General features: G+C 73.4%; 14 protein-coding genes. 4 read left to right on the top strand and 10 right to left on the bottom strand.

Going from position 1 to position 19782, the window contains the following annotated elements; translation table 11 throughout:
• Nucleotides 1-25: 25 nt before the first annotated feature.
• The 8 genes from ABT299_RS07905 to ychF form a co-directional block, all read right to left on the bottom strand.
• Nucleotides 26-1087 carry a C40 family peptidase gene (locus tag ABT299_RS07905; protein ID WP_500199599.1) on the bottom strand — a complete coding sequence of 354 codons (1062 nt, stop codon included), beginning with the start codon at nt 1085-1087 and terminating at the stop codon, nt 26-28.
• Complete coding sequence (locus ABT299_RS07900) at nt 1084-1722, bottom strand: hypothetical protein (RefSeq protein WP_190865603.1); 639 nt, start codon at nt 1720-1722, stop codon at nt 1084-1086. Before ABT299_RS07900 ends, ABT299_RS07905 begins: the two co-directional genes overlap by 4 nt.
• Entirely contained in the window at nt 1722-4223 is a 2502-nt protein-coding gene (locus ABT299_RS07895; RefSeq protein ID WP_500250151.1) for a type IV secretion system protein, read from the bottom strand. The genes ABT299_RS07900 and ABT299_RS07895 overlap by 1 nt, the downstream gene beginning before the upstream one ends.
• Nucleotides 4220-6709: an ATP-binding protein gene (locus ABT299_RS07890; RefSeq protein WP_190868940.1), complete on the bottom strand. Its 2490-nt coding sequence runs from the start codon at nt 6707-6709 to the stop codon at nt 4220-4222. Before ABT299_RS07890 ends, ABT299_RS07895 begins: the two co-directional genes overlap by 4 nt.
• 160 nt (nt 6710-6869) lie before the next feature.
• Nucleotides 6870-10106, bottom strand: coding sequence for a TcpE family conjugal transfer membrane protein (locus tag ABT299_RS07885; RefSeq protein ID WP_500250150.1), 3237 nt, complete (start codon nt 10104-10106; stop codon nt 6870-6872).
• Between the two features lie 71 nt (nt 10107-10177).
• Complete coding sequence (locus ABT299_RS07880) at nt 10178-10468, bottom strand: hypothetical protein (protein WP_151547330.1); 291 nt, start codon at nt 10466-10468, stop codon at nt 10178-10180.
• A 45-nt stretch (nt 10469-10513) separates the two neighbouring features.
• Nucleotides 10514-11557 carry a conjugal transfer protein gene (locus ABT299_RS07875; protein WP_190861714.1) on the bottom strand — a complete coding sequence of 348 codons (1044 nt, stop codon included), beginning with the start codon at nt 11555-11557 and terminating at the stop codon, nt 10514-10516.
• Between the two features lie 538 nt (nt 11558-12095).
• Nucleotides 12096-13187 (bottom strand): redox-regulated ATPase YchF, encoded by a 1092-nt coding sequence (gene ychF / locus ABT299_RS07870; RefSeq protein ID WP_190861712.1) that lies wholly within the window; start codon nt 13185-13187, stop codon nt 12096-12098.
• A 176-nt stretch (nt 13188-13363) separates the two neighbouring features.
• Here ychF and ABT299_RS07865 point away from each other — a divergent pair, with 176 nt between their 5' ends.
• Together ABT299_RS07865 and ABT299_RS07860 are read left to right on the top strand one after the other, a co-directional pair.
• Nucleotides 13364-14713 (top strand): DNA recombination protein RmuC, encoded by a 1350-nt coding sequence (locus tag ABT299_RS07865; RefSeq protein WP_190861710.1) that lies wholly within the window; start codon nt 13364-13366, stop codon nt 14711-14713.
• A 56-nt stretch (nt 14714-14769) separates the two neighbouring features.
• Nucleotides 14770-15315 carry a DUF6542 domain-containing protein gene (locus ABT299_RS07860; protein WP_500250149.1) on the top strand — a complete coding sequence of 182 codons (546 nt, stop codon included), beginning with the start codon at nt 14770-14772 and terminating at the stop codon, nt 15313-15315.
• A gap of 12 nt (nt 15316-15327) precedes the next feature.
• Here the strand turns inward: ABT299_RS07860 and ABT299_RS07855 are convergent, their stop codons facing one another.
• Nucleotides 15328-16293 carry a 4-hydroxy-3-methylbut-2-enyl diphosphate reductase gene (locus tag ABT299_RS07855; RefSeq protein WP_500250148.1) on the bottom strand — a complete coding sequence of 322 codons (966 nt, stop codon included), beginning with the start codon at nt 16291-16293 and terminating at the stop codon, nt 15328-15330.
• 245 nt (nt 16294-16538) lie between these two features.
• Here ABT299_RS07855 and ABT299_RS07850 point away from each other — a divergent pair, with 245 nt between their 5' ends.
• Nucleotides 16539-17342: a DUF8129 domain-containing protein gene (locus tag ABT299_RS07850; protein ID WP_190861703.1), complete on the top strand. Its 804-nt coding sequence runs from the start codon at nt 16539-16541 to the stop codon at nt 17340-17342.
• 91 nt (nt 17343-17433) lie between these two features.
• Here ABT299_RS07850 and ABT299_RS07845 read toward each other — a convergent pair whose 3' ends face one another.
• Complete coding sequence (locus tag ABT299_RS07845; RefSeq protein WP_500250147.1) at nt 17434-18396, bottom strand: ArsR/SmtB family transcription factor; 963 nt, start codon at nt 18394-18396, stop codon at nt 17434-17436.
• A gap of 55 nt (nt 18397-18451) precedes the next feature.
• On the opposite strand from ABT299_RS07845, the gene ABT299_RS07840 reads away from it, so the two are divergent.
• Nucleotides 18452-19726, top strand: a complete 1275-nt coding sequence (locus ABT299_RS07840) for an MFS transporter (RefSeq protein ID WP_500250146.1) — start codon at nt 18452-18454, stop codon at nt 19724-19726.
• The last annotated feature ends 56 nt before the right edge of the window (nt 19727-19782 follow it).

Genomic DNA, 19782 nt, shown 5'->3' with positions numbered 1-19782 from the left:
CGGCCGCCGGCCGGGGCGCCCCCGGTCAGCCGCCCGGCTGCTGCGCGGCCAGCTGCCCGACCTTGGCCTTGAGCTGCGGGCTGGCCAGCGGACGCGTCACGCCCACCCAGTCCGGCCGCTTGTAGGGCTTCACGCCGATCGCGGGCACGCACGCCGAGCAGCTCGCGACGATCATCTTGCCGTTGCCGATGACCATCCCGACATGGCCGGGATTGTCCGCCGACGTCCCCGGACCCGAGTTGAAGAACACCAGGTCGCCCGGCTGCTCCTTGCCCTTGGCGACCTTCAGCCCGAAAGGCCACTGCTCGAACGTGGTCCGCGGGATGCCGAGCCCCGCCGCCCGGTAGGCCGCCTGCACCAGGCTGGAGCAGTCCCACGCGTCCGGGCCGGTCGCGCCGAACACGTACGGCTTCCCGCGCTGCGCCAGCGCGAACGCGATGATCTTCTGGACGAGCTGGCTCGCGTTCGCCGGCAGCTCGTTGTCCTGGCAGTCGACGCCGTTGGACTGCACGACCTTGAAGTCGCCGCCGCCGTACCGCTTCGCCCACGCCAGGACCATGTTCACGTAGTCCCACGAGTGGTTGTACTGGAAGATCGCGGTCTTCATCCGCTGCGGGGCGCCGTTGTGCTTCAGGTAGGCGGCGGCGGTCGGGATCGCGTCGGCAGGGTCGTAGCGGTCCTTCTTGCCGTCCTTGTTCCCGTCCACGGCGAAGGACTTGAACGTCGGGTCCAGGAACTGCATCGGCCCGCCCGCGCCCGCGTAGTTCTCGCCGCTGTGCACGCCCTGCGCGTTGGACGTGCCGTGCCCGGTCTCGACCTCGCCGATGCCCGCCAGCACGTTCCACGGGATGCCGTAGTCCTTGCCGGCCTTCTTGTAGAGGTCGAGGTAGTTCGCCGGGATCGACTTCGCGTCGCCCGCCTCCGCGGGCTGCGCGCCCGCCCCCGAGGTGTCGACGCAGCCGCCGTTCACGCTGCCGCCGAACATGAACTGGCTCGCGCCGAACAGGATCGGCACGAAGATCAGCGCGACGAACAGCGCCGCCGCGGCGGCGAGCGCGCACGCCGCCAGCACACGTTTCGGGGTCATCCGGTGTCCCCCGCCTGGCCCGCGTCGGCGGGCGCGAACGCGTACACCTTCAGCGAGCCGCCGTCGCGCGACACGGTCACCGCGTACTGCTTGCTGTCGCTGCTCGCCGTCCCGTTCTTGGTGAGCTGCTGCTTCCCGGTCACCAGGAAGATGATCGAGTTGTTCTCGATGGTGCGGACCTGGTCGAGCGAGGCGCCGCCCTGCGCGACGAGCTGCTCCTTGCGGCGCTCGTCCTGGATCCCCGGCGCGGACGCGCCCGCCTCCAGCTGGCCGCGCAGGTCATCGGTGACCATGCCGGACATCCGGCCGATGTAGGCGGTCGGGTCCTCGTCGTAGCGGTACGTCCCGTACGCCGCGACGAACCGCTGCGCGAGGTCGGCGGCCGTCGCGAAGTCCTGCTGCGAGAACGGCAGCAGCCGGTAGATGTCGAAGTTCTTCGGGTCGACGGTGCTGTGGATCCCCGGCGGCGGCGACGCCGGCCCGCTCGGGCCGGCCGTCGCCGTCGCGCTCGGGCGCGCGTCCGCCTTGTCGTGGTCGTGCTCCGGCGCCGCCACCGTCAGGTAGACGCCGATGGCGGCGAGCACCACCACGAGCCCGGCGAACAGGAGCTTGCGCTGGCGGTCGTTCAGGTTCATCACTCGTCCCGGTCGGACTCGCCCGGACCGGGCTCGACCGGACGCAGCCAGAACGGGATCGGCGGCCCCTCCTCGGAGCCGCGCCGGCCCCACAGCGGCGGCGGCGACTGCCGCCCGCCGGGACCGCCGTTCGACGGCGCCGCACCGCCGCCGCCCGCACCGGCACGGGGCCGGGGGACGTTCGACGCCGGCTCGCCCGACCCGCCGGACCCGCGCGCTGGCGCGCCGCCGCCCGAGCCTCCGGACCCGCCGCCCGCGCGGCCGCGGCCGCGCTCGGTGGAGCCGGACGAGCGCCCGCCGCCGGAGAACCAGCCGCCGCGCCCGTTGCCCGAACCGCCACCCGAGCCGCCGTTGGAGCCACCCGAGCCGCCGCCGGACGAACCGCCGGAGCCGCCCGAGCCGCCGCTACCGCCGCCGGTGACACCGCCGCCTCCGCCGCGTCCCGACCAGGACGTCGGACGCGGCGCACCGGTACCGGACCCCGCACCGCCGGACGGCTTGCCGCCGCCCGACGCCGAGCCGCCGCTCCCGCGCCCGCCCGAGACCCCGCCCGGCCGCGCGACGATCGCGCCCACGCCAGCACCGCCGCCGCCTGCTGCGCCGCCGGCCGAACCGCCCTTGGCGGCCTGCGCGTCGACGACCTTCGCCGTCCGCGACGGCAGGTTCAGCGGGGGCGCGCCGCGCCGGGACCGTCCCGGCCCCGCGGTGACGCCGCCCGTCCGCGGCTTCGCGGCGAGCACCGGCGCCTCCTCCGGCGACGGCCCCTCCCCGGCTCCGGCCGTGGTGACGCCCGTCCGCCGGTCGGCCGCCGCGGCGCCCGCACCGGCCGCGTCCGCCAGGGCGCCCGCCCCGGCCGCGTCCGCCGCGGCGTCCCGCTTGCCCGCCCAGCGGCCCAGCCGGTACCCGGCCGCGCCCGGCACCACGGCGCCCGCCACGGCCGCCGTGTTCTTGCGCGCCTCCGCGACCGACTTGTCCAGATGGGCCTCGCTCTTCTCCCGCGACCCCACCGCCGAGTAGCCGACCGCCGAGAACAGGTGCTGGAACGGCTTGCGGTAGATGAACGCCGCGAACGTCACCAGCGCGATCAGCAGGATCTGCAGCCCCCACGGCAGCGTCTCGCCGAGGATCAGCCCGTACGCCCACAGCAGCAGCGCCAGCACGCCGATCAGCGCCGCCTGTTTCAGCAGCATCGACAGCAGCAGCTCCAGCCAGCGGACCGCGATCACCCGGCCGATCCCGGGATGGATCCCGATCCCGAGGAAGATCGGCCCCGCCACCAGCAGCAGCAGGAACGCGATCTTCACCACGATCAGCGCGATCGCGATCACCATGATCAGCAGGCCGGCGACCAGCGCCGCGAACAGCCCGCCGAACGCCACCGCCAGCCGGTTCTGCCAGCTCTTGCCCTGGAACAGCGAGTACGTCCCGGGATAGTCGTCCTTGATGGTCTTGGCGACGCTCTTGTAGTCGTCCGCCTTCTGCCCGAGATCGGGTTTCTCCGTGCCGTACGACTCCGGCAGGTCCACCGCCTGCGACGACAGCAGCTTGTCCGCGTTCTGCTTGACGATCTTCGCGTTCGGGTCGGTGGTGCCGAACTCGCCCTGCAGCCACGGCTTGCAGACCAACGCCACCCACAGCCCGTTCGCGTTGCGGGTCGTGGCGTCCAGGTTCGCCGACGCCATCGGGTCCGGCTTGCCGTCCGGCGGCGGGATGCATCTGCCGCCCTTGGTGTCGCTCTGCGGCAGCGCCGCGTTGAACGCCGCGCTCGTCGCCGACGACACCTTCGTGCCGAGGGTGGTGAAGTCCGCGGGCCGCGCGACCAGCCAGATCAGCGCGACCATCGCGGCGACCATCCAGACGACGCCCTCGGTCACCTTGCTCGCGCGCCGCCGGACCAGCCCCCACCAGGCCAGCCACATCGCGCCGAGGATGACCACCCACGACCAGTAGCGGGCGTTGAACGTCTTGCCCATGCCGCTGATCACGCCGTCGACGGTGCTCTTCAGCCAGCCGAGCAGCGACTCCGACGCCGCCGCCTGGTAGATGCTGATCGTCGTCCGGTCGACCGCCCGGACCAGCGTGAACGTCGTGTTGGCGATCGCGTTGCCCATCATCGCCATCGCGTCCGAGCAGCCCATGTCGACCGCGTACCAGGTCTGCCCGGCCGTGCCGTACCGGTCGTAGTAGGTGAGCTGGTCGCCCGGCGTCTTCTGCAGCTTCGCGTCGGGGTAGCCGGGCGGCTTGATCATCCCGTCCGTCCCGGACCCGTACGCCTCCGGCGCCGGGTTGTCCGCCGGACGGCACGAGTCGTTGGGACTCGGCAGCGGGATCGACGCCGAGGCCGGGGACACCGGGCTGATCATGAACAGCGCCAGCATGAGCAGCAGCACCGCGGAGCGGCGGCTGCGCGGGCGGTGCCGGCGGCGGCGGCTTCGGCGCAGGTCGAGGCGTTCGCCGGGCGAGCGCTGCAGGCGCTCCGTCCGGATGCGGGGACCCCTCATCGGCTGACCTCCTCGACCTCGGCCCCCGCCGCGGTGAGTTCGGAACGCCCGGGATGGGACCGGGTCGGGTTGGTGTCCAGCCAGCGCCGCAGCTCCTCGGAGATGAGGTCGACGCCGATCCGGCCGGCCCGCCCGTCGAGGTCGCGGAAGATGCACTCGCCGTTGCCGAGGTTGCGCAGCACGGCCTTGTGCTCGTCGGACGACTCGACCCCGAGCAGCGACATCACGTTGCCCACCTCGACCCGTTCGGTTGAGCGGAAGGAGAACACCGACGACAGGCAGTTGGTCACCTGCTCGTTCAGCAGGTCCCCCGCGTTCTGGGAGACGAGGATCAGCGCGGTGTTGCGGGACCGCCCCATCCTCGACACCTCGGGCACCAGCTTGGCGCCCTCGGGCGTCGACGTGATCGCCCACGCCTCGTCCAGGAAGATCGCCTTCGGCAGCCTCCGGTCGATGCCGTGCATCAGCCGCCGCGCGAACTGCGACACCAGGTACATCAGCGCGACGGACAGGCGCTGCTCATAGGAGTAGTCCTCGCGGGAGATCGTGACGTCGGGGAGGGTGAGGCCGCCGAGGGTGAACACGGTCGTCCAGCCGGCGGTGTCGATGCGCTCGCCGCCGGACGGGTCGAAGCACAGCCGGGCGAGATGCATCTCCGACATCGACCGCAGCACCGCGCCGAGGTTCTTGGACGCGGGGTCGGCGGCCTGCTCCAGGTGGTCGACGACGCGGCCGAGGGACGGCTGGCCGGCGTTGGCGACGGCGCCGACCGCCTGGATCATCGCGGACTCGCGCTCCTCCGACATGCGCGGCAGCAGCAGCCGGAGCGTCTCGGTCGCCATGGTCTTCTTGGTGGCGAGGTCGTCGCCGAACGAGAACGGGTCGAGGAGGCCGGGCGCCGCGGACCCGAGGGGCAGGATCCGCGCCTTGCGGCCGCGCGCCTTCAGCAGTTCCACCAGCGACTCGGCATCGCCCTTCGGGTCGATGGCCGCGATCGTGACGCCGCGCAGCGCCATCTGGTAGATGAGCAGCAGCGCGAGGGTGGTCTTGCCGCCGCCGGGCTCGCCGGTGATCGCGACGGCGGTCGGGCGGTTGCGGGCCGCGGCGACGAGCGGGTCGAAGTGGACGATCGACCGGGCCCGGCCGAGCGTCTCGCCGATGTAGGGGCCGATCCAGCCCTCGTCGTTCTCGTCGGTGCGGTCGCCGAGGTCGACGGTCGCGACGGGCATCCCGCCCGCGATGGTGCGCAGCGGCTGCCGCTGCGCGTAGGCGTTCAGCCGGATCTGGTCGCCGGGCAGCGACTCCAGGAACAGCGAGAACTGGTCGCCGGTGGAGTTGACGACGTCGATGCCGATGTCGCGGTAGTGCTCGACGACCGCGTCGACCCGCTGGGCGAGGAGGTCCTCGGTGGCCGCGGACACGATCAGCCGGTGCCACCCGTACACGAACGGCAGCCGCTCCTTGGTGATGCCGTGCTCCAGCATCCGCGCGGCGTCGATCTGCTCAGCGAGCGCGATCGGCGCCTCCGCGCCCGCCTCCCGGATGTGCTGGTCCATGTCGCGGGCGTGCGCGAGCTTCCGCGACACGTCCTTGGACGCCTTGGCGGGCGGGATCAGCTTCATCCGCGCGCTGATCTCGACGGGGAACGGGAGCGCGTCGGCGTAGTGGAACCACGGCTCGCCGTCGGGGAACGGCATCATGTCGGGGAAGCGGGCGAACGACAGGTACGCGACGTAGGACGCGGCCGTCGCGCCGCCGCCCGCGCCGGTGAAGTTCGGCTGCTCGATCCGCAGGTACGAGCGGCCGTTGTGGATGGCGCCCTCCACCAGCGACTCGATCTCGCCCTTGCCCCACGTCCGGCGCGGCACCGCCGACGGCGGCGGGTCGGCGAGCGATCCCGTCACCGCGTGCTGGAACAGCCACGCCACCTCGGTGGACGTCGCGTGCCGGGCGTACAGGGCGGACCCGCCGAGGGCCCGGCCGATCCGCTCGGCCTGGTCGGTCCAGCGCCCGATCTCCCGCTTGTCGATCGCGTCGTCGTTGACGCCGAGGACCTTCTCGCTGCGCTTGTAGAACCCGAGGAGCTGCGACACCACCCCGCCGGACAGGTGCGCGCCCATCCCCCGGGGGCCGAGCCGCACCCCGAGGTAGACCTCCTTCGTCCAGAAGTCCTTCGCCCACACGTGGGCGTAGGTCTCCTCCAGGTACTCCCGCCACCCGGGGCCGCCGTCGGACGTGTTGTCCAGCGCGAGCGCCCACTCCGCCGCCGGGTACGTGCGGTGCGCGATCCGCAGGTGCACCTCGGCGTCCTGCATCCGGATCCCGGCGAGCGCGATCGTGATGTTGGTGGCGAGCGCCTCCCGCTCCTCGCCGGTGGTGAACTCGTAGGACACCGTGGGCAGCCGGAAGTACGCCCAGGCCGCGTTGTCGGTGAGCAGTACGCGGTCGTCGAAGTACCGCACGGCCAGCCGGCTGGCCTTGCTCATGCCGTCCTCCCGACCCTGGTCCTGACCAATGATTCTCCCGATCGGCGTGCGGCTGCGAAGGGCTGGCGGGGAGAGTGTTCACAATCCGGGCGGACATCAACGACAGGCGCGCCCGCCACGCTGGCGCCCGTCCGGCCGGCTCGGTGCCCGCGAGGGGCGCTCATCGGGTGGCCTCCTGCTCCTGCTGAAGCTCCTGGTAACGCTCGGGCACGACGGTGAACCCGCCGGCGACCACACCGGCGAGGGCAAGATAGGCACGGCGCGTCGGCGCGCGCAACGACTTCAGCTCGTTGCGGGGCGCGCGGTCCATGCTGAGGTGATCGTCCCACGGGATGCGCACGAGGGCACGGCAACGCCCCCGGGCGACCGCCTCCGCCTGCTCGACGTCGTCCATGCTGCGGCGGCTCACCCCGTTGATGACCGTGACGGCGCGGGACCGGAGCTCCTCGTACCCGTGCCCGTCCAGCCACTCGAACGTCATCGCCACCGCGCGCGGCGCGTCGGCGCTGGCCGGCGCGACCAGCACGATCTGGTCGGCGTACGGCAGGACCCGCGCGACGATCGCCGCCGCGGTGTCGAGCAGCGTCACCGAGTAGAACTTGTCGATCGTGCGGATCGCCAGCGCGTAGTCGCGGTCGTCGAGCGCCTGCAGCGGGTTCTTTCCGGCCGCGATGACGTCGAGGCCGGACTTGGCCTGCGAGGTGTAGCGGCGCATCGCGGTGAGGCTGCCGACCTGGTCGGCGCGCGTGATCAGCGAGGTCAGCGTCTCGTTGGTCTCGCTCCGCGTCCGCCGCGCCAGCGCGCCCGGCCCCGGGTTCACGTCGATCGCGACGACCGGCTCCCCGTTGTGCTGCGCGAACGTGTGCCCGAGCATCAGCGCGGTGACGGTCTGCCCCGCGCCGCCCGTGCACCCGAGCACCACGACGTGCCGCGTCCCGTGGAACGGCTGCTGGAGCCGCTGCTGGTACTCGGCGTCGACCTCGCCGTGCCCGCCGCCGACGGCCTGGATGAGGCGGCGCAGCCCGCCGGTCGTGACCTCGTGCTCCGGCCCCGGCGGCGTGATCGCGGGCCCGGACGCGGGCGGCGCCGGGGGCGGCGGCAGCGGCCTCGGCCGGACCGGCGACTGCGGCTGCGACCGCACCTCCCTCGGCGGTGCCTGCTCCTCCGCGGGCTGCGGCACGTGCGGCTGCGGCGGTTGAAGCTGCTGGGGCGGCTGGGGCGGCGGCTGGATCGGCACGCCCTGCGGCGGCAGTTCCGTGTACGCCTCCGGTGCCTTCCCCGGCTCGGGGACGGGCGGCCACTGCATGTTGTCGGTGGTCGCCGGGCGCAGCGGCTTCGACAGCCCCTTCGACCACGGTCGCGGCGCCTCCAGGCGCGGCGTACCGGCGTCCCGCTCCTGCTTGGCGGGGCGCCACTCGTTCTCCTCCGACGGCCCGCCCTGCGTACCGCCGAATGCGGCGGGCGCGGCGGGGCGGCCCTGCATCGGGATGTCCGGCCGCGTCGGCGCGGGCGGCCGCACCACCGGCGGCTGCGCGGGGGCGCCCGGCCCGCCGCGCTGTGGAACCTGCCGGGGCAGATCCGGGCGCGTGGGCCCCTGCGCCGCAGGCGGCTGCTGCTGGACGGGCTGCTGCACCGGCTGCTGGGGCGCTGGCCGCTGCGGCGGGGCGGGCGCCCTCCTTGGCGACGCGGCCTTCCACCCGGCGACCTTCTTGTCACCGGGCTCGCCGCCGAACAGCTCGGCGCCCTTGCGTCCCCGCCGACGGCCCCGCATCGGCTCGACCACAGCCGCCGGGCGCTCGGCAGCGTCGTCGCGTCCCGCCGGGGTCGGAGAAGACTCGGAGGAGGCAACGGGCGCAGGACGCTCGACCGGCGAACCGGCTTCGTCCCCGCGCTCTGCCTCCTGCGCGGCGGCCGGACGCTCGGCGTCGCCTGCGGCCGGAGCCGCCGGCTCCGGCGCGGCACCCGCAGCTTCCGCCTCTGCGGGCTTCGCGGCGGCGTCGGCCGGACTCTCGGCAGGGGCGACGGGCGCGGGGCGGTCGGCCTTGGCATCCGGCGTCTCAGGCTCGGCCTCGTGACGGGTCTCCGGCGCGGGCGGCGCGGGCTCGTCGGCGCCGGCGGTTTCGGCCTCGGCGGGTTCGGCAGGCGCCGGCGGCTCCGTCGCAGGGGCCGCGCCGCCGCGTCCGGTCTCCTTTCCGGCGGGCGCGTTCTCGGCGGCGCCGTCGTCCAGGCGATCGCCTGCCTCGGCCACCGGCTCCTGCGCGGAGGGCGACGGACCCGCTTCTGCGGGGCCTGAGGCGGCCGACGTCGTTGCGGGGGTCTCTTCGCCGGGGGCCTGCGGCTCCTCGGGACGGCCCTGCTGGGCGGTCGGGCCGTCGGCTCCGCCCGCGCCGAACGGCAGGGGCACCGGATGGACGCCGGGCGCTTGACCAGGGGGCGGGGGCGGGGCGGGGGTCTCGGCCTTGGCGAAGGGGACGGGCCTGCCGAACGAGGCGGGGGCGGCGGGAGCCTGCTGGGGGGTGTCCGGGCGGGTGCTCGGGGGGACGGCGGGCCAGATCTCGGCGGACGCCCCGGGGCGGCGGATGCCGGACGCGAGGCCGCGCTTCCCGGAACCGGCCGAGGACGGGGGGACCTCCAGCCGGGGCGTCGCCGGGGGCCGCTCGAACTCGCCGAGGTGCGGTTCGAGCTGGACATCGTCCTCGTGGGAGATGTCGCGTTCGGTGCGGCGCCACGGCTTGGGCGCGGGAGCCGCAGGCGCGGCAGGCGGCGCGGGAGCGGCAGGGGCCGCAGGGGCGACGGGGGCCGCGGGGGCGGGGACGTCGAACCGGGCGGCGTAGTCGGCGAGCGGGACGGGCCCGTCGGCGATGGCCGGGCCCGGGAGCATGGGCGCCGCGGCGGGGACGGGCGCGGGCGGCGGGGCGACGACGGCCGCCGCGGCGGCCGCGGCCGGTGCCGGTTCGGCGGCGGCCTTGCGGGCCCGGCGGCGGGACTTGACCGCGGCGCGCTCGGGGGCGGCGACCGGGGCGGGCGCCTCGGCGCGGCGCCAGACGCGGGCGACGACGACGACCTCGCGGGGCTCGCGGATCGGGGTGAGGCGGCACCAGGTGCGCGGTTCGGCGAGGTAGCGGGTCTGGGAGAGCAGCAGTTCGGTGAGCCGCTTGCCCTCGATGACGGGCCGGGTCGCGAGCCAGGTCAGCACGCCGGGCGGGACGATGTACAGCACGTGCCAGGGGGACTTGAAGGGGATCCCGACGAATCTCAGCAGCAGGATCCACGGCACGAACACGCCGAGGAACACACCGATCTGGACCAGCGGCAGCGGCATCGGAAGCCGCAGGTCGTACAGCTTGTACAGCCGCTTCTCGATGCGCCATATGTTCGTGTACGTGGGTAGATCCACGCCCCTACTCCCCTAACTGCGCGAGCACGGTGCCGCCTGCCGGCCTCCGCGTGGTGCCGACCTCCGCGTGGTCAGGTGGCGTCCACCCCGAGCGCCTTGGCGATCGCGCGGGCGGTCGTCTCGATGATGTTCGGCACGTAGAAGACCACTCCGATTCCTATCGCGAGCACGATGAATTGGACGAAACGCGTGATCTCCCGGGTGAACAGAAAGAAGATCGCCACAATGGAGACGATGACGAGGAAGAGCGGGCCGAAGATGTTGCGCAGCCAGTCGGCGAGATTGCCGGTGTTGAGTTCGTCGTTCTTCTGCGGTTCCGCCCAGACCTCGTGCGGAATCGACGCCATGATGTGGTGCAGCATCGACTGATCACCTCTCTGGGACGGCGGATGTCGTGGGGGTTGCGGTCATGATGCGTTCGGCTCCGTGGTGCCGCGGATGTCTCTGACGTACCAGGTCGTCCCCTTCTTCACCACGGTGAGCTCGTAGGCCTGGTCGAGTTCGCCGCCGCCGCCGGCGCCCGCGCCGCCGGGCAGCTGCCAGCCCACGGTCGCGGTGACGGTCCGCTCGTCGGCGGCTCCCTTGGGCGCGACGACCTCCTTGACCTGGACGTAGCTGACGGAGCCGGCGAGGCCCGCGATCGGCGTCCCGTCGGAGAACCGCGACAGGGCGGCCTGGTTGCCGGACGCGTACGCCTGGAAGAACGTACCGAGGAACGGCTGGAGTTCGTTCTCCAGGGCGGTGTCGCGGTCCTGGACGCCGCCCTGCGGGAGCGCGGCCTTGGTGGGCGGGGGCAGCAGCGCCGGCCGTCCGGAGACGACGAGCGCGCCGCCGTCGGCCGCGTAGACGGGCACGGAAAGGCGGAGCCACTTGTCGGCGGTGCGGGCGAGGACCGTGACGGTGCCGTTGTGCGCGTCGCGGGCGTCGACTCCGGCGACCTGGACGGACTGGACCTGCAATGTGCCGACGCCGTTCCAGCCGAATTGGGCGTCGGCGCCGTCGGGCAGGAAGGTGCGCAATTGGGCTTCGCGGGCGGGCGCGCTCTTCTGGTCGTAGTTCAGGTAGACGTTGGCGAACTGGAGCGCGAACGCGCCGGCGGCGCTGCTCGGGAATCCGGTGCCCTTTCCGGGCTTGGCGGTGGCGCCGGTTCCGGTGGAGTCGCCGTCCTTGGCGGTGAAGCGCTCGAAGGGGGCGCGGATGCCGTTGACGAGGATGACGAGGATGAGGGCCCAGAGCACGGCGCGCCCGACCCACACCCACCATCGGCCGCCGGAGCCGCCCCAGCGGCCGCCGCCGCGCCGGCCGTCGCCGGATCCGCCGGAGCGCCCGCGGCGCCGTTCGGGCGCGGGCGCGTCCCACGGGTCGGCGGACGCGGCGAGCGCCGCGGGCGCCGCCGTCTCCTCGACCACGGCCGTGTCACGGCCGCGTCCTACGGCCGACCTGCGAGCCATCCTGCCTCCGCTCGCGCCTCGCCCCCGGTCGGCGCGGTCTGTTGCCTGGGTCCTGTGCGGGTGGTCCTTTCCGAACCCCACCCCGGGCCCAGAGTAACCACGAGCGCCAATTGTTCCAGCGCATCGCGGCGAAGCACACCCCCGGCACGCGGTTGCGGATAATGCAATCCAGCTCAACAGGAACGGGGAAGATTGCCAAACGGTGACGATCCCCTATCCAAGGCTCCGAACGGTGCGCCTGACCAGGTTTCCGGCAAGCGGCGCGACTCGGCAGTTGCTTGGTTACCGGGTGTCCGTTCCGCCCGCAATCTCTTTCCGAGAGATTCCGGCAAAGTGTCGACTTCGGGACATATCGTCACAGAACACGCGGTGACCTGGGGCGCGACCCCACATGCAACACCTGTATCGCAAATCACACAAGCCCCCGGACGCGCGTCAGGCCCCACCGGACGGGTGGGGCCTGACGGGACGGCGCGGCGAGCCGCGAACGCCGGCGAACGCCCGCGTGCGACGCGCCGGGCCGGGGCGCGCGGACGGCTCAGACGTTGAAGCGGAACTCGACGACGTCGCCGTCCTGCATCACGTACTCCTTGCCCTCCATGCGCACCTTGCCGGCGGTGCGGGCGGCGGCCATCGAGCCGGCCTCGGTGAGGTCGTCGAAGGAGACGATCTCGGCCTTGATGAAGCCGCGCTGGAAGTCGGTGTGGATGACGCCTGCGGCCTCGGGGGCGGTGGCGCCCTTGCGGATCGTCCAGGCCCGCGATTCCTTGGGGCCGGCGGTCAGGTACGTCTGGAGGCCGAGCGTGGCGAACCCGATCCGGACGAGCTGCGACAGGCCGGACTCCTCCTGGCCCATGCCCTGGAGCAGTTCGAGCGCCTCGTCGTCGGGCAGCTCGATCAGCTCCGCCTCGATCTTGGCGTCCAGGAAGATCGCCTCGGCGGGCGCGACCAGGTCGCGGAGCCGGCCGCGCAGCGCCTCGTCGGTCAGCTCGCCCTCGTCGAGGTTGAAGACGTAGAGGAACGGCTTGGCGGTGAGCAGGTGCAGCTCGCGCAGCAGGGCGAGGTCGATGCCGGCCTTCTCGGCGCCCGCGAACAGCGTGATGCCGTCGTCGAGGAGCTTCTGCGCGGCGTTGACGGCGTCGACGACGGCGAGCTTGTCCTTGTCCTTCTTGGTCCGCGCCTCCTTGTCGAGCCGCGGCAGCGCCTTCTCGATCGTCTGCAGGTCGGCGAGGATCAGCTCGGTGTTGATCGTCTCGATGTCCCGGGACGGCGCGACGTCGCCGTCCACGTGGGTGACGTCGGGGTCCTCGAACGCGCGGATGACCTGGCAGATCGCGTTGGTCTCGCGGATGTTGGCGAGGAACTTGTTGCCGAGGCCCTGCCCCTCGGACGCGCCCTTGACGATGCCCGCGATGTCGAGGAACTCCATCGTCGCCGGGATGATCTTCTGGGAGCCGAACAGCTCGGCCAGCACCCCGAGCCGCGGGTCGGGCACCCCGACGACGCCGACGTTGGGCTCGATGGTCGCGAACGGGTAGTTGGCGGCGAGCGCGTCGTTCTTGGTCAGCGCGTTGAAGAGGGTGGACTTGCCGACGTTGGGCAGCCCGACGATTCCGATGGAGAGGCTCACGGCGGTCAAGTTTACGGACCCCGCCGACCCCCTGGGCTGCCGGACGGCGGACGGGGCCGGAGCCATCGGCGGCCGGCGGGCCGGACGGTTGGCGAACAGTGAACGGATTGTCCGCTCCGGCAGGCGATCCGGCGCGTCGCGGTCGCGCTTCGCGAGTCCGCTGTCACGATGAAGTAATGGACCTCGCGCTCTTCGCCGGACTTCTCGTCGGCGCCGTCTTCGGCGTCGTCGCCGGGTACGCGCTGGCGACGAGCCGGCAGGGCGCGCTGATCGCGCGGGCCAGGGCGGCGGAGGAGAAGCTCGCCTACGCCGAGGAGCGGATGGCCGAGCACTTCGAGAACCTGTCGGCGAAGGCGCTGGACGCCAGCAACCAGCGGTTCCTGGAGCTGGCGGACGCGCGGCTGAAGGCGGCGGGGGTCGAGGCGGCGGGCGAGCTGCAGCGCCGCCAGCAGGCCGTCGAGCACCTGGTGGCGCCGCTGAAGGACACGCTCGCGAAGGTGGAGGAGCAGCTCCGCGAGGTCGAGACGGGCCGCCGCGAGTCGCACGCGATGCTCGCCAAGCAGGTCGACTTCGTCCGGCAGAGCTCCGACCAGCTGCGGCGGGAGACGCAGGGGCTCGTGCGGGCGCTGCAGCGGCCGGAGGCGCGCGGCCGGTGGGGCGAGCTGCAGCTGCGGCGGGTCGTGGAGCTCGCCGGGATGGCCCATCACTGCGACTTCGACGAGCAGGCGAGCGCGGCCACGGCGAACGGGACGGTCCGGCCCGACCTGGTGGTGCGGCTGGCCGGCGGCAAGAGCATCGTGGTCGACTCCAAGGTGTCGCTCGCCGCGTACCTGCAGGCCGCCGAGACCGGCGACCCCGTCCGGCTGGACGCGCACGCCCGGCACCTGCGCGACCACGTCGACCGGCTGGCCGCGAAGTCGTACTGGCAGGCGTTCAGCCCGGCGCCGGAGTTCGTCGTGCTGTTCATCCCCGGCGAGGCGTTCCTCGCGCCGGCGCTGGACCGCGATCCCGGCCTGCTGGAGTACGCGATGCGGCGGCGCGTCCACATCGCGACGCCCACCACGCTGATCACCATGCTGCGGACGGCGTCGTACGCGTGGCAGCAGGCCGCGCTGTCGCGCAACGCCCGCGCCGTGTTCGAGCTCGGCAAGGAGCTGTACGAGCGCCTCGGCACCATGGGCCAGCACGTGGACGAGCTGGGCCGGGCGCTCACCGGCGCGATCAAGTCCTACAACCGGACGGTGGGCTCGCTGGAGACGCGCGTGCTGGTCAGCGCCCGGAAGCTGAACGAGCTGGGCGTCGTGGACGAGTCCCTGGACGGCCCTCAGCCGGTGGAGGAGAGCCCACGCGCTCTGTCCGCGGCCGAACTCACGGCGCACGACGACCGTCCAAACGACCGGGGGCTCTCCGGTCGCGGTGCCCCCGGCGACGAGGAGCGGCCTCGGCCTGACGGCGCGTCGGAACCGGTAGGTTTCGGCGGACGGGCCATCCCTGATCAGGATGATCGGCGAGAGAGGTGGCCATGAGCTCATCGACGGCACGCGACGCGCCCGGCGGCGCCTCGCCGGCCTCAGGGGGTCCAGTGGGACGTCAGCGCGCCGCCTCCTCGCGCCGCTCGCACGCCGCCGGGCCGGGCGCCGTCACCCTGACGGGGCGCGGCGGCGTCGTGCTCATGTTCGGCGCGGCGCTGGTGTGCGCGCTGCTGTCGCGGTGGCTCGGCGTCGGGCTGCTGGCCGGGGCGGGCTTCGCGATCGCGTGCGCGCTCGCCGCGTTCGCCACCCGCCCGGCGGACCTGCTGACGATCGCGGTGAGCCCGCCGCTGGTGTTCTTCTTCGCGACCGTCCTCGCGGAGGTCGTGGACGCGCTGGGGCACGGCTCGCTGCTGCGCGCCCTCACGGTCGGGCTGCTGACGTCGCTGGCGTCGACGGCGCCGTGGCTGTTCTTCGGCACGCTGCTGGTCCTGGTGATCACGATGTTCCGGGGGCTGCCGGCGAACGTGCGGGAGCTGCGCGGCAAGCTCGTCGGGGTCCGGTTGTTCGAGAAGGAGGACAACGAGAACCCCGTCCGGTGGGACGACTCCCCCACCACGACCGCCGAGCGCCGCCTCCACCACGGCGACGTCGACTGACCCGGGCGCCGGCTAGACGGGCGTGGCGCGGAGGTCCTTGCGGAGTTCCTTCGGCAGGGAGAAGCGCATCCGCTCCTCGACGGACTCGATCTCCTCCGCCTCGTCGAAGCCGCGCTCGGCCAGCCACGCCAGGACGCCCTGGACGAGCTCGTCCGGGACGGAGGCGCCGCTGGTGACGCCGACGACGTCGACGCCCTCCAGCCAGGCCGGGTCGATCTGCTCGGCGTAGTCGACCAAGTGGGCGTCGTCGGCGCCGTGCTCCTTGGCGACCTCGACCAGCCGGACGGAGTTGGAGGAGTTCGTGGAGCCGACCACGATGACCAGCTGCGACCGCGCGGCCATCTCCTTGACGGCGGTCTGCCGGTTCTGGGTGGCGTAGCAGATGTCGTCGGACGGCGGGTCCGTCAGCTTGGGGAACCGCTCGCGGAGCTTCTCGACCGTGGCGATCGTCTCGTCCACCGACAGGGTGGTCTGCGACAGCCAGGCGACCTTCTCCGGGTCGCGGACGGTGATGTTGGCGACGTCGTCGGGGCCGTCGACGAGGTGGATGTGGTCGGGCGCCTCGCCGGTGGTGCCGATGACCTCCTCGTGCCCCTCGTGGCCGATCAGCAGGATGTCGTAGTCCTGCGCGGCGAACCGGACGGCCTCCTTGTGGACCTTGGTCACCAGCGGGCAGGTGGCGTCGATGGTGCGCAGGTTCAGGCCGCGGGCCTCGTCGTGGACGACGGGGGCGACGCCGTGCGCGGAGAACACCACGATGGCGCCCTCGGGGACCTCCTCGGTCTCGTCCACGAAGATCGCGCCGCGCTCCTCCAGCGTCTTGACGACGTGGACGTTGTGCACGATCTGCTTGCGGACGTAGATCGGCGCCCCGTACTTCTCCAGGGCGATCTCGACCGTCTGGACGGCGCGGTCGACGCCCGCGCAGTAACCACGCGGCTTGGCGAGCAGGACACGGCGCTGGCTGTTGGCGGTCATGCCCCCATCGTACGAGCCGCCCCGCCCGCGCCGTGCACGGCGGGACCCGGCGCGCCGGGCGGCGGGAGACCGCCGTGGAAACGGGTAAAGCTCTGGTGAAGCCCGCTGTGTGACCCACTCCACGCGGCTTTTGGACAGAATTCCATTAACCCGGGGTGACCCTCCTCGCACCCATGGGGCAGAGTGAGACACGAGAAGACGATTGCCGCATGTGCGTGAACAGGACGGCAGGAAGAGGAATGACCATGACGAGATCGCCGCGCCGCCTCAAGCAGCAGGTCCAGGACGCGGTGGGCGAGCAGGTCCGCGATCTCCCGCTGCACGCCGTCCGGCTGGCCATGTTCGGTGTGGGCCGGGCGCTGCTGCTCGGCGACCGGGTGAGCCGCGACTACAAGGAGATCACCGAGGGCGACGGCGTCGGCCCGGTGATCGGCCGGCTGCGCGACGACGTCCGGCACACCGCGGAGAAGGTCGTCGGGAAGGTCGTGGAGACGGTCCGCGGCGGGGAGGAGCCCGAGCCGGAGCCGCGGCCGCGGACCCGCACCCGGCCGGCCAGGCCGGCGGCGGAGCGCGGGACGGTCCGGACGGCGCAGCGCCGGGCGGCCGACGGGGAGATCTCCGTCGGCAAGCCGGCCGCGAAGCCCGCTCCGAAGCCCGCCCAGGACGCTCCGGTCGCGAAGCCGGCGCCGGAGCCGAAGCCCGCCGAGCCGCGTCCGGAGCCGGAGGCGCAGGCCGAGCCGGCTCCGAACCCCGTCCCGGAGGCGGACCCGACGCCCGCGCCGCCGGCGGGGAAGGCCGCGGAGGAGGGCCCGTTCGACCCGAAGCCCGAGCTGAGGCCGGCCGCGCCGGCGGAGGCCGAGCGGGCGGCCGAGGGCCTGCCGGTGCCGAACTACGACGACGCCACGCTGCCGCAGCTGCGCGCGCGGCTGCGGGGGCTGTCGGCGGACCAGGTGAAGCTGCTGCGCGAGTACGAGCGCAAGCACGCCGCCCGCCCCGAAGTGATCAAGATGTACGAGAACCGGATCGCCAAGCTCAACGGGCTCAACTGACCCGGGAGCGCATGCGTGGAGGCCCGTCCGGCCGTGTTCCGGACGGGCCTCGGCGCGTGTACGGACCCGTGACCGCGGTCCTCCGGCGGGGTCAGCGGACGAGCTGGTCGCCCAGTGGGCTGCGCATGTAAAGGACGGAGCGTCCGGCGCGCGTGCAGTTCAGGAGGCCGCCCGCGTGCAGGGCGGTCAGATGGTGGCTGACGGCGCCCGGCGTGACGCCGAGGCGCGCGGCGAGGTCCGTGGTGGAGGCGGGCGCGGCCAGCATGACCAGCAGTTCCGCGCGGCGCGCGCCGATGAGCGCGGCGAGGGCCGCGGGGCCCTCGGGGGCGGTGTGGTCCCAGATCGCGCCGCGGCCGCGCGCCGGATAGCAGATCAGCGGCGGGCCCTGCTCGTCGATCATGGTGATCGCGCCGCGCAGGAACAGGCCCGGGACGAGGACGAGCCCGCGTCCGGCGACGTCCACGGCGCGTTCGGGCGCGAGCCCGGAGGGGACGACGAGCCGGACGAGGCCCGGCGTCCAGCTGATCCGGTCGTCCAGCTCGGCGAACAGCGCGGCGGCCCCGCCGAAGGCCAGCCGCCGGGCCCGGTGCGCCAGGTCGGCCTCCAGGACGGCCCGCATCCGGGCCCAGTACGGCTCGACGCAGGCGTCCCAGTACGCCTCGAACGCCGCGCAGATCCGGTCGAGGACGGCCGCCGGATCGCCGCTCAGCAACGGCGGGACGGGCACGTGCCGGTACGCGGCGGCGATGTCGTGCCGGACGGCGTCCGGCGGCGTCTCCCGCAGCACGGCGAGGTCGTCGGCGATCTCGTTGCCGATCCCGGCCGGGCGGGGCGTGAGGAAGTCGGGGATCCAGCCGTGCGGTGCGAACAGGACGTCCAGGAGCGCGGTGTCGAGCCGGGCGTACGCGGCGGCGGTCTCCCGCACCCAGGGCAGGTGCTCGGGGTGTTTGGCCGGGAACACCCGCGGACGCAGGCTGAACACCAGCTCGAACAGCGGTGACATCCCGAACGACGTCTCGGCGAGGTCCTGGATGCCGAGCCTGAACTCGTACATTGAGCAGAATCCTAAATCCATTCCCGTCGGCGGGCCGCGCGGCTGGGATGGCCGCATGACGACGATCTCCTCCCCGCCCCCGGGCGTGGCCGCCCTGGCGCGGCATCCGGTGATCCGGGTGCTGGCCGCGGCGATGCTGGTCAACACGCTCGGCAACGGCCTGTTCATGACCACCAGCGCGCTGCTGTTCACCCGCGCGGTCGGGATGTCGCCGGCCCAGGTCGGGGTCGCGCTGGCGGTGGGCGGGGTGTTCGGGATCGCGGCGGGGGTGCCGATGGGCCGCGTCGCCGACCGGTTCGGGGCGCGCCCGACGGTGGTCGCGCTGCTGGGTGCGGAGGGGGTGCTGATCCTCGGCTACACGCAGGTGCACTCGTTCTGGGCGGCGGTGCCGCTGATCTGCGGCGTCACGTTCCTGGACCGGGGCGCGAGCGCCGTCCGCAACGCGCTGGTGGCGCACGCGCTGCCCGCGGAGCTGCGGATGCCGGGCCGGGCGTTCCTGCGGATGATGACCAACACCGGGGTCGGCGTCGGGGCGGCGCTGGCGTCCCTGGCGCTGATCGCGGACACCCCCGCCGCCTACCGGACGATCGTGGTGCTCGACGCGGTGACGTTCGTCGGGGCGGCGCTCCTGCTGACGCGTGTCCCGGCGGTGCGTCCGGCGCGGGACGCGGCGTCCGGCGGCGCCGGTTTCGGCGCGCTGGCCGATGTCCCGTACCTGGTCATCACCGTGCTGGGCGGGGTGCTGGTGCTGCAGCAGGGGATCCTCGAGGTCGGCGTGCCGCTGTGGGTGACGCGCGAGACGCACGCGCCGCGCCTGCTCGTCTCGGCCTGCCTGGTGCTGAACACGGCCCTGGTCATCGCGTTGCAGGTGCGGATGAGCCGCGGCGTGGAGGACCCGCGGGTCGCGGCGCGGGCGTGCCTGCGCGCCGGGACGCTCATGGCGGTCGGCTGCCTGCTGTTCGGGCTGGCCAAGGGCCCGGAGCCGTGGACGGCGTCCCTGCTGATCCTGGCGGCGCTGGTGGTCCAGACGGTCGGCGAGGTGCTGTGCGCGGCGGGCACCTGGGCGCTCAGCTACGAGCTGGCGGACGAGCGCGCGCACGGCGTCTACCAGGGGGTCTTCAACAGCGGTTTCGCGGCCGGGGTGCTGCTCGGGCCGCTCGTCGTCACGCAGACGGCGCTGCGCCACGGCATGGGCGGCTGGGCCGTCTTCGGCGCGGTCTTCCTGGTGGCGGCGGTCGCGTTCGTCCCGGCGGCGCGCTGGGCCGCCGCGCACCGTCCGTTCCCGGTGCCGGCCCCGGCTCCGGCGCCGGAACCGGGGCGGGCGCGCTGACACCCGCGCGGCGGCGGCAGCGGAGGCGAGCCGCCGCGCGGGTGATCGTTGAAGCG

The sequence above is a fragment of the Spirillospora sp. NPDC000708 genome, assembly GCF_040299565.1.
GTDB lineage: Bacteria > Actinomycetota > Actinomycetes > Streptosporangiales > Streptosporangiaceae > Spirillospora.
Note: the sequence above shows the minus strand (reverse complement) of the source record. Positions and strands in the feature narration are given on the sequence as shown.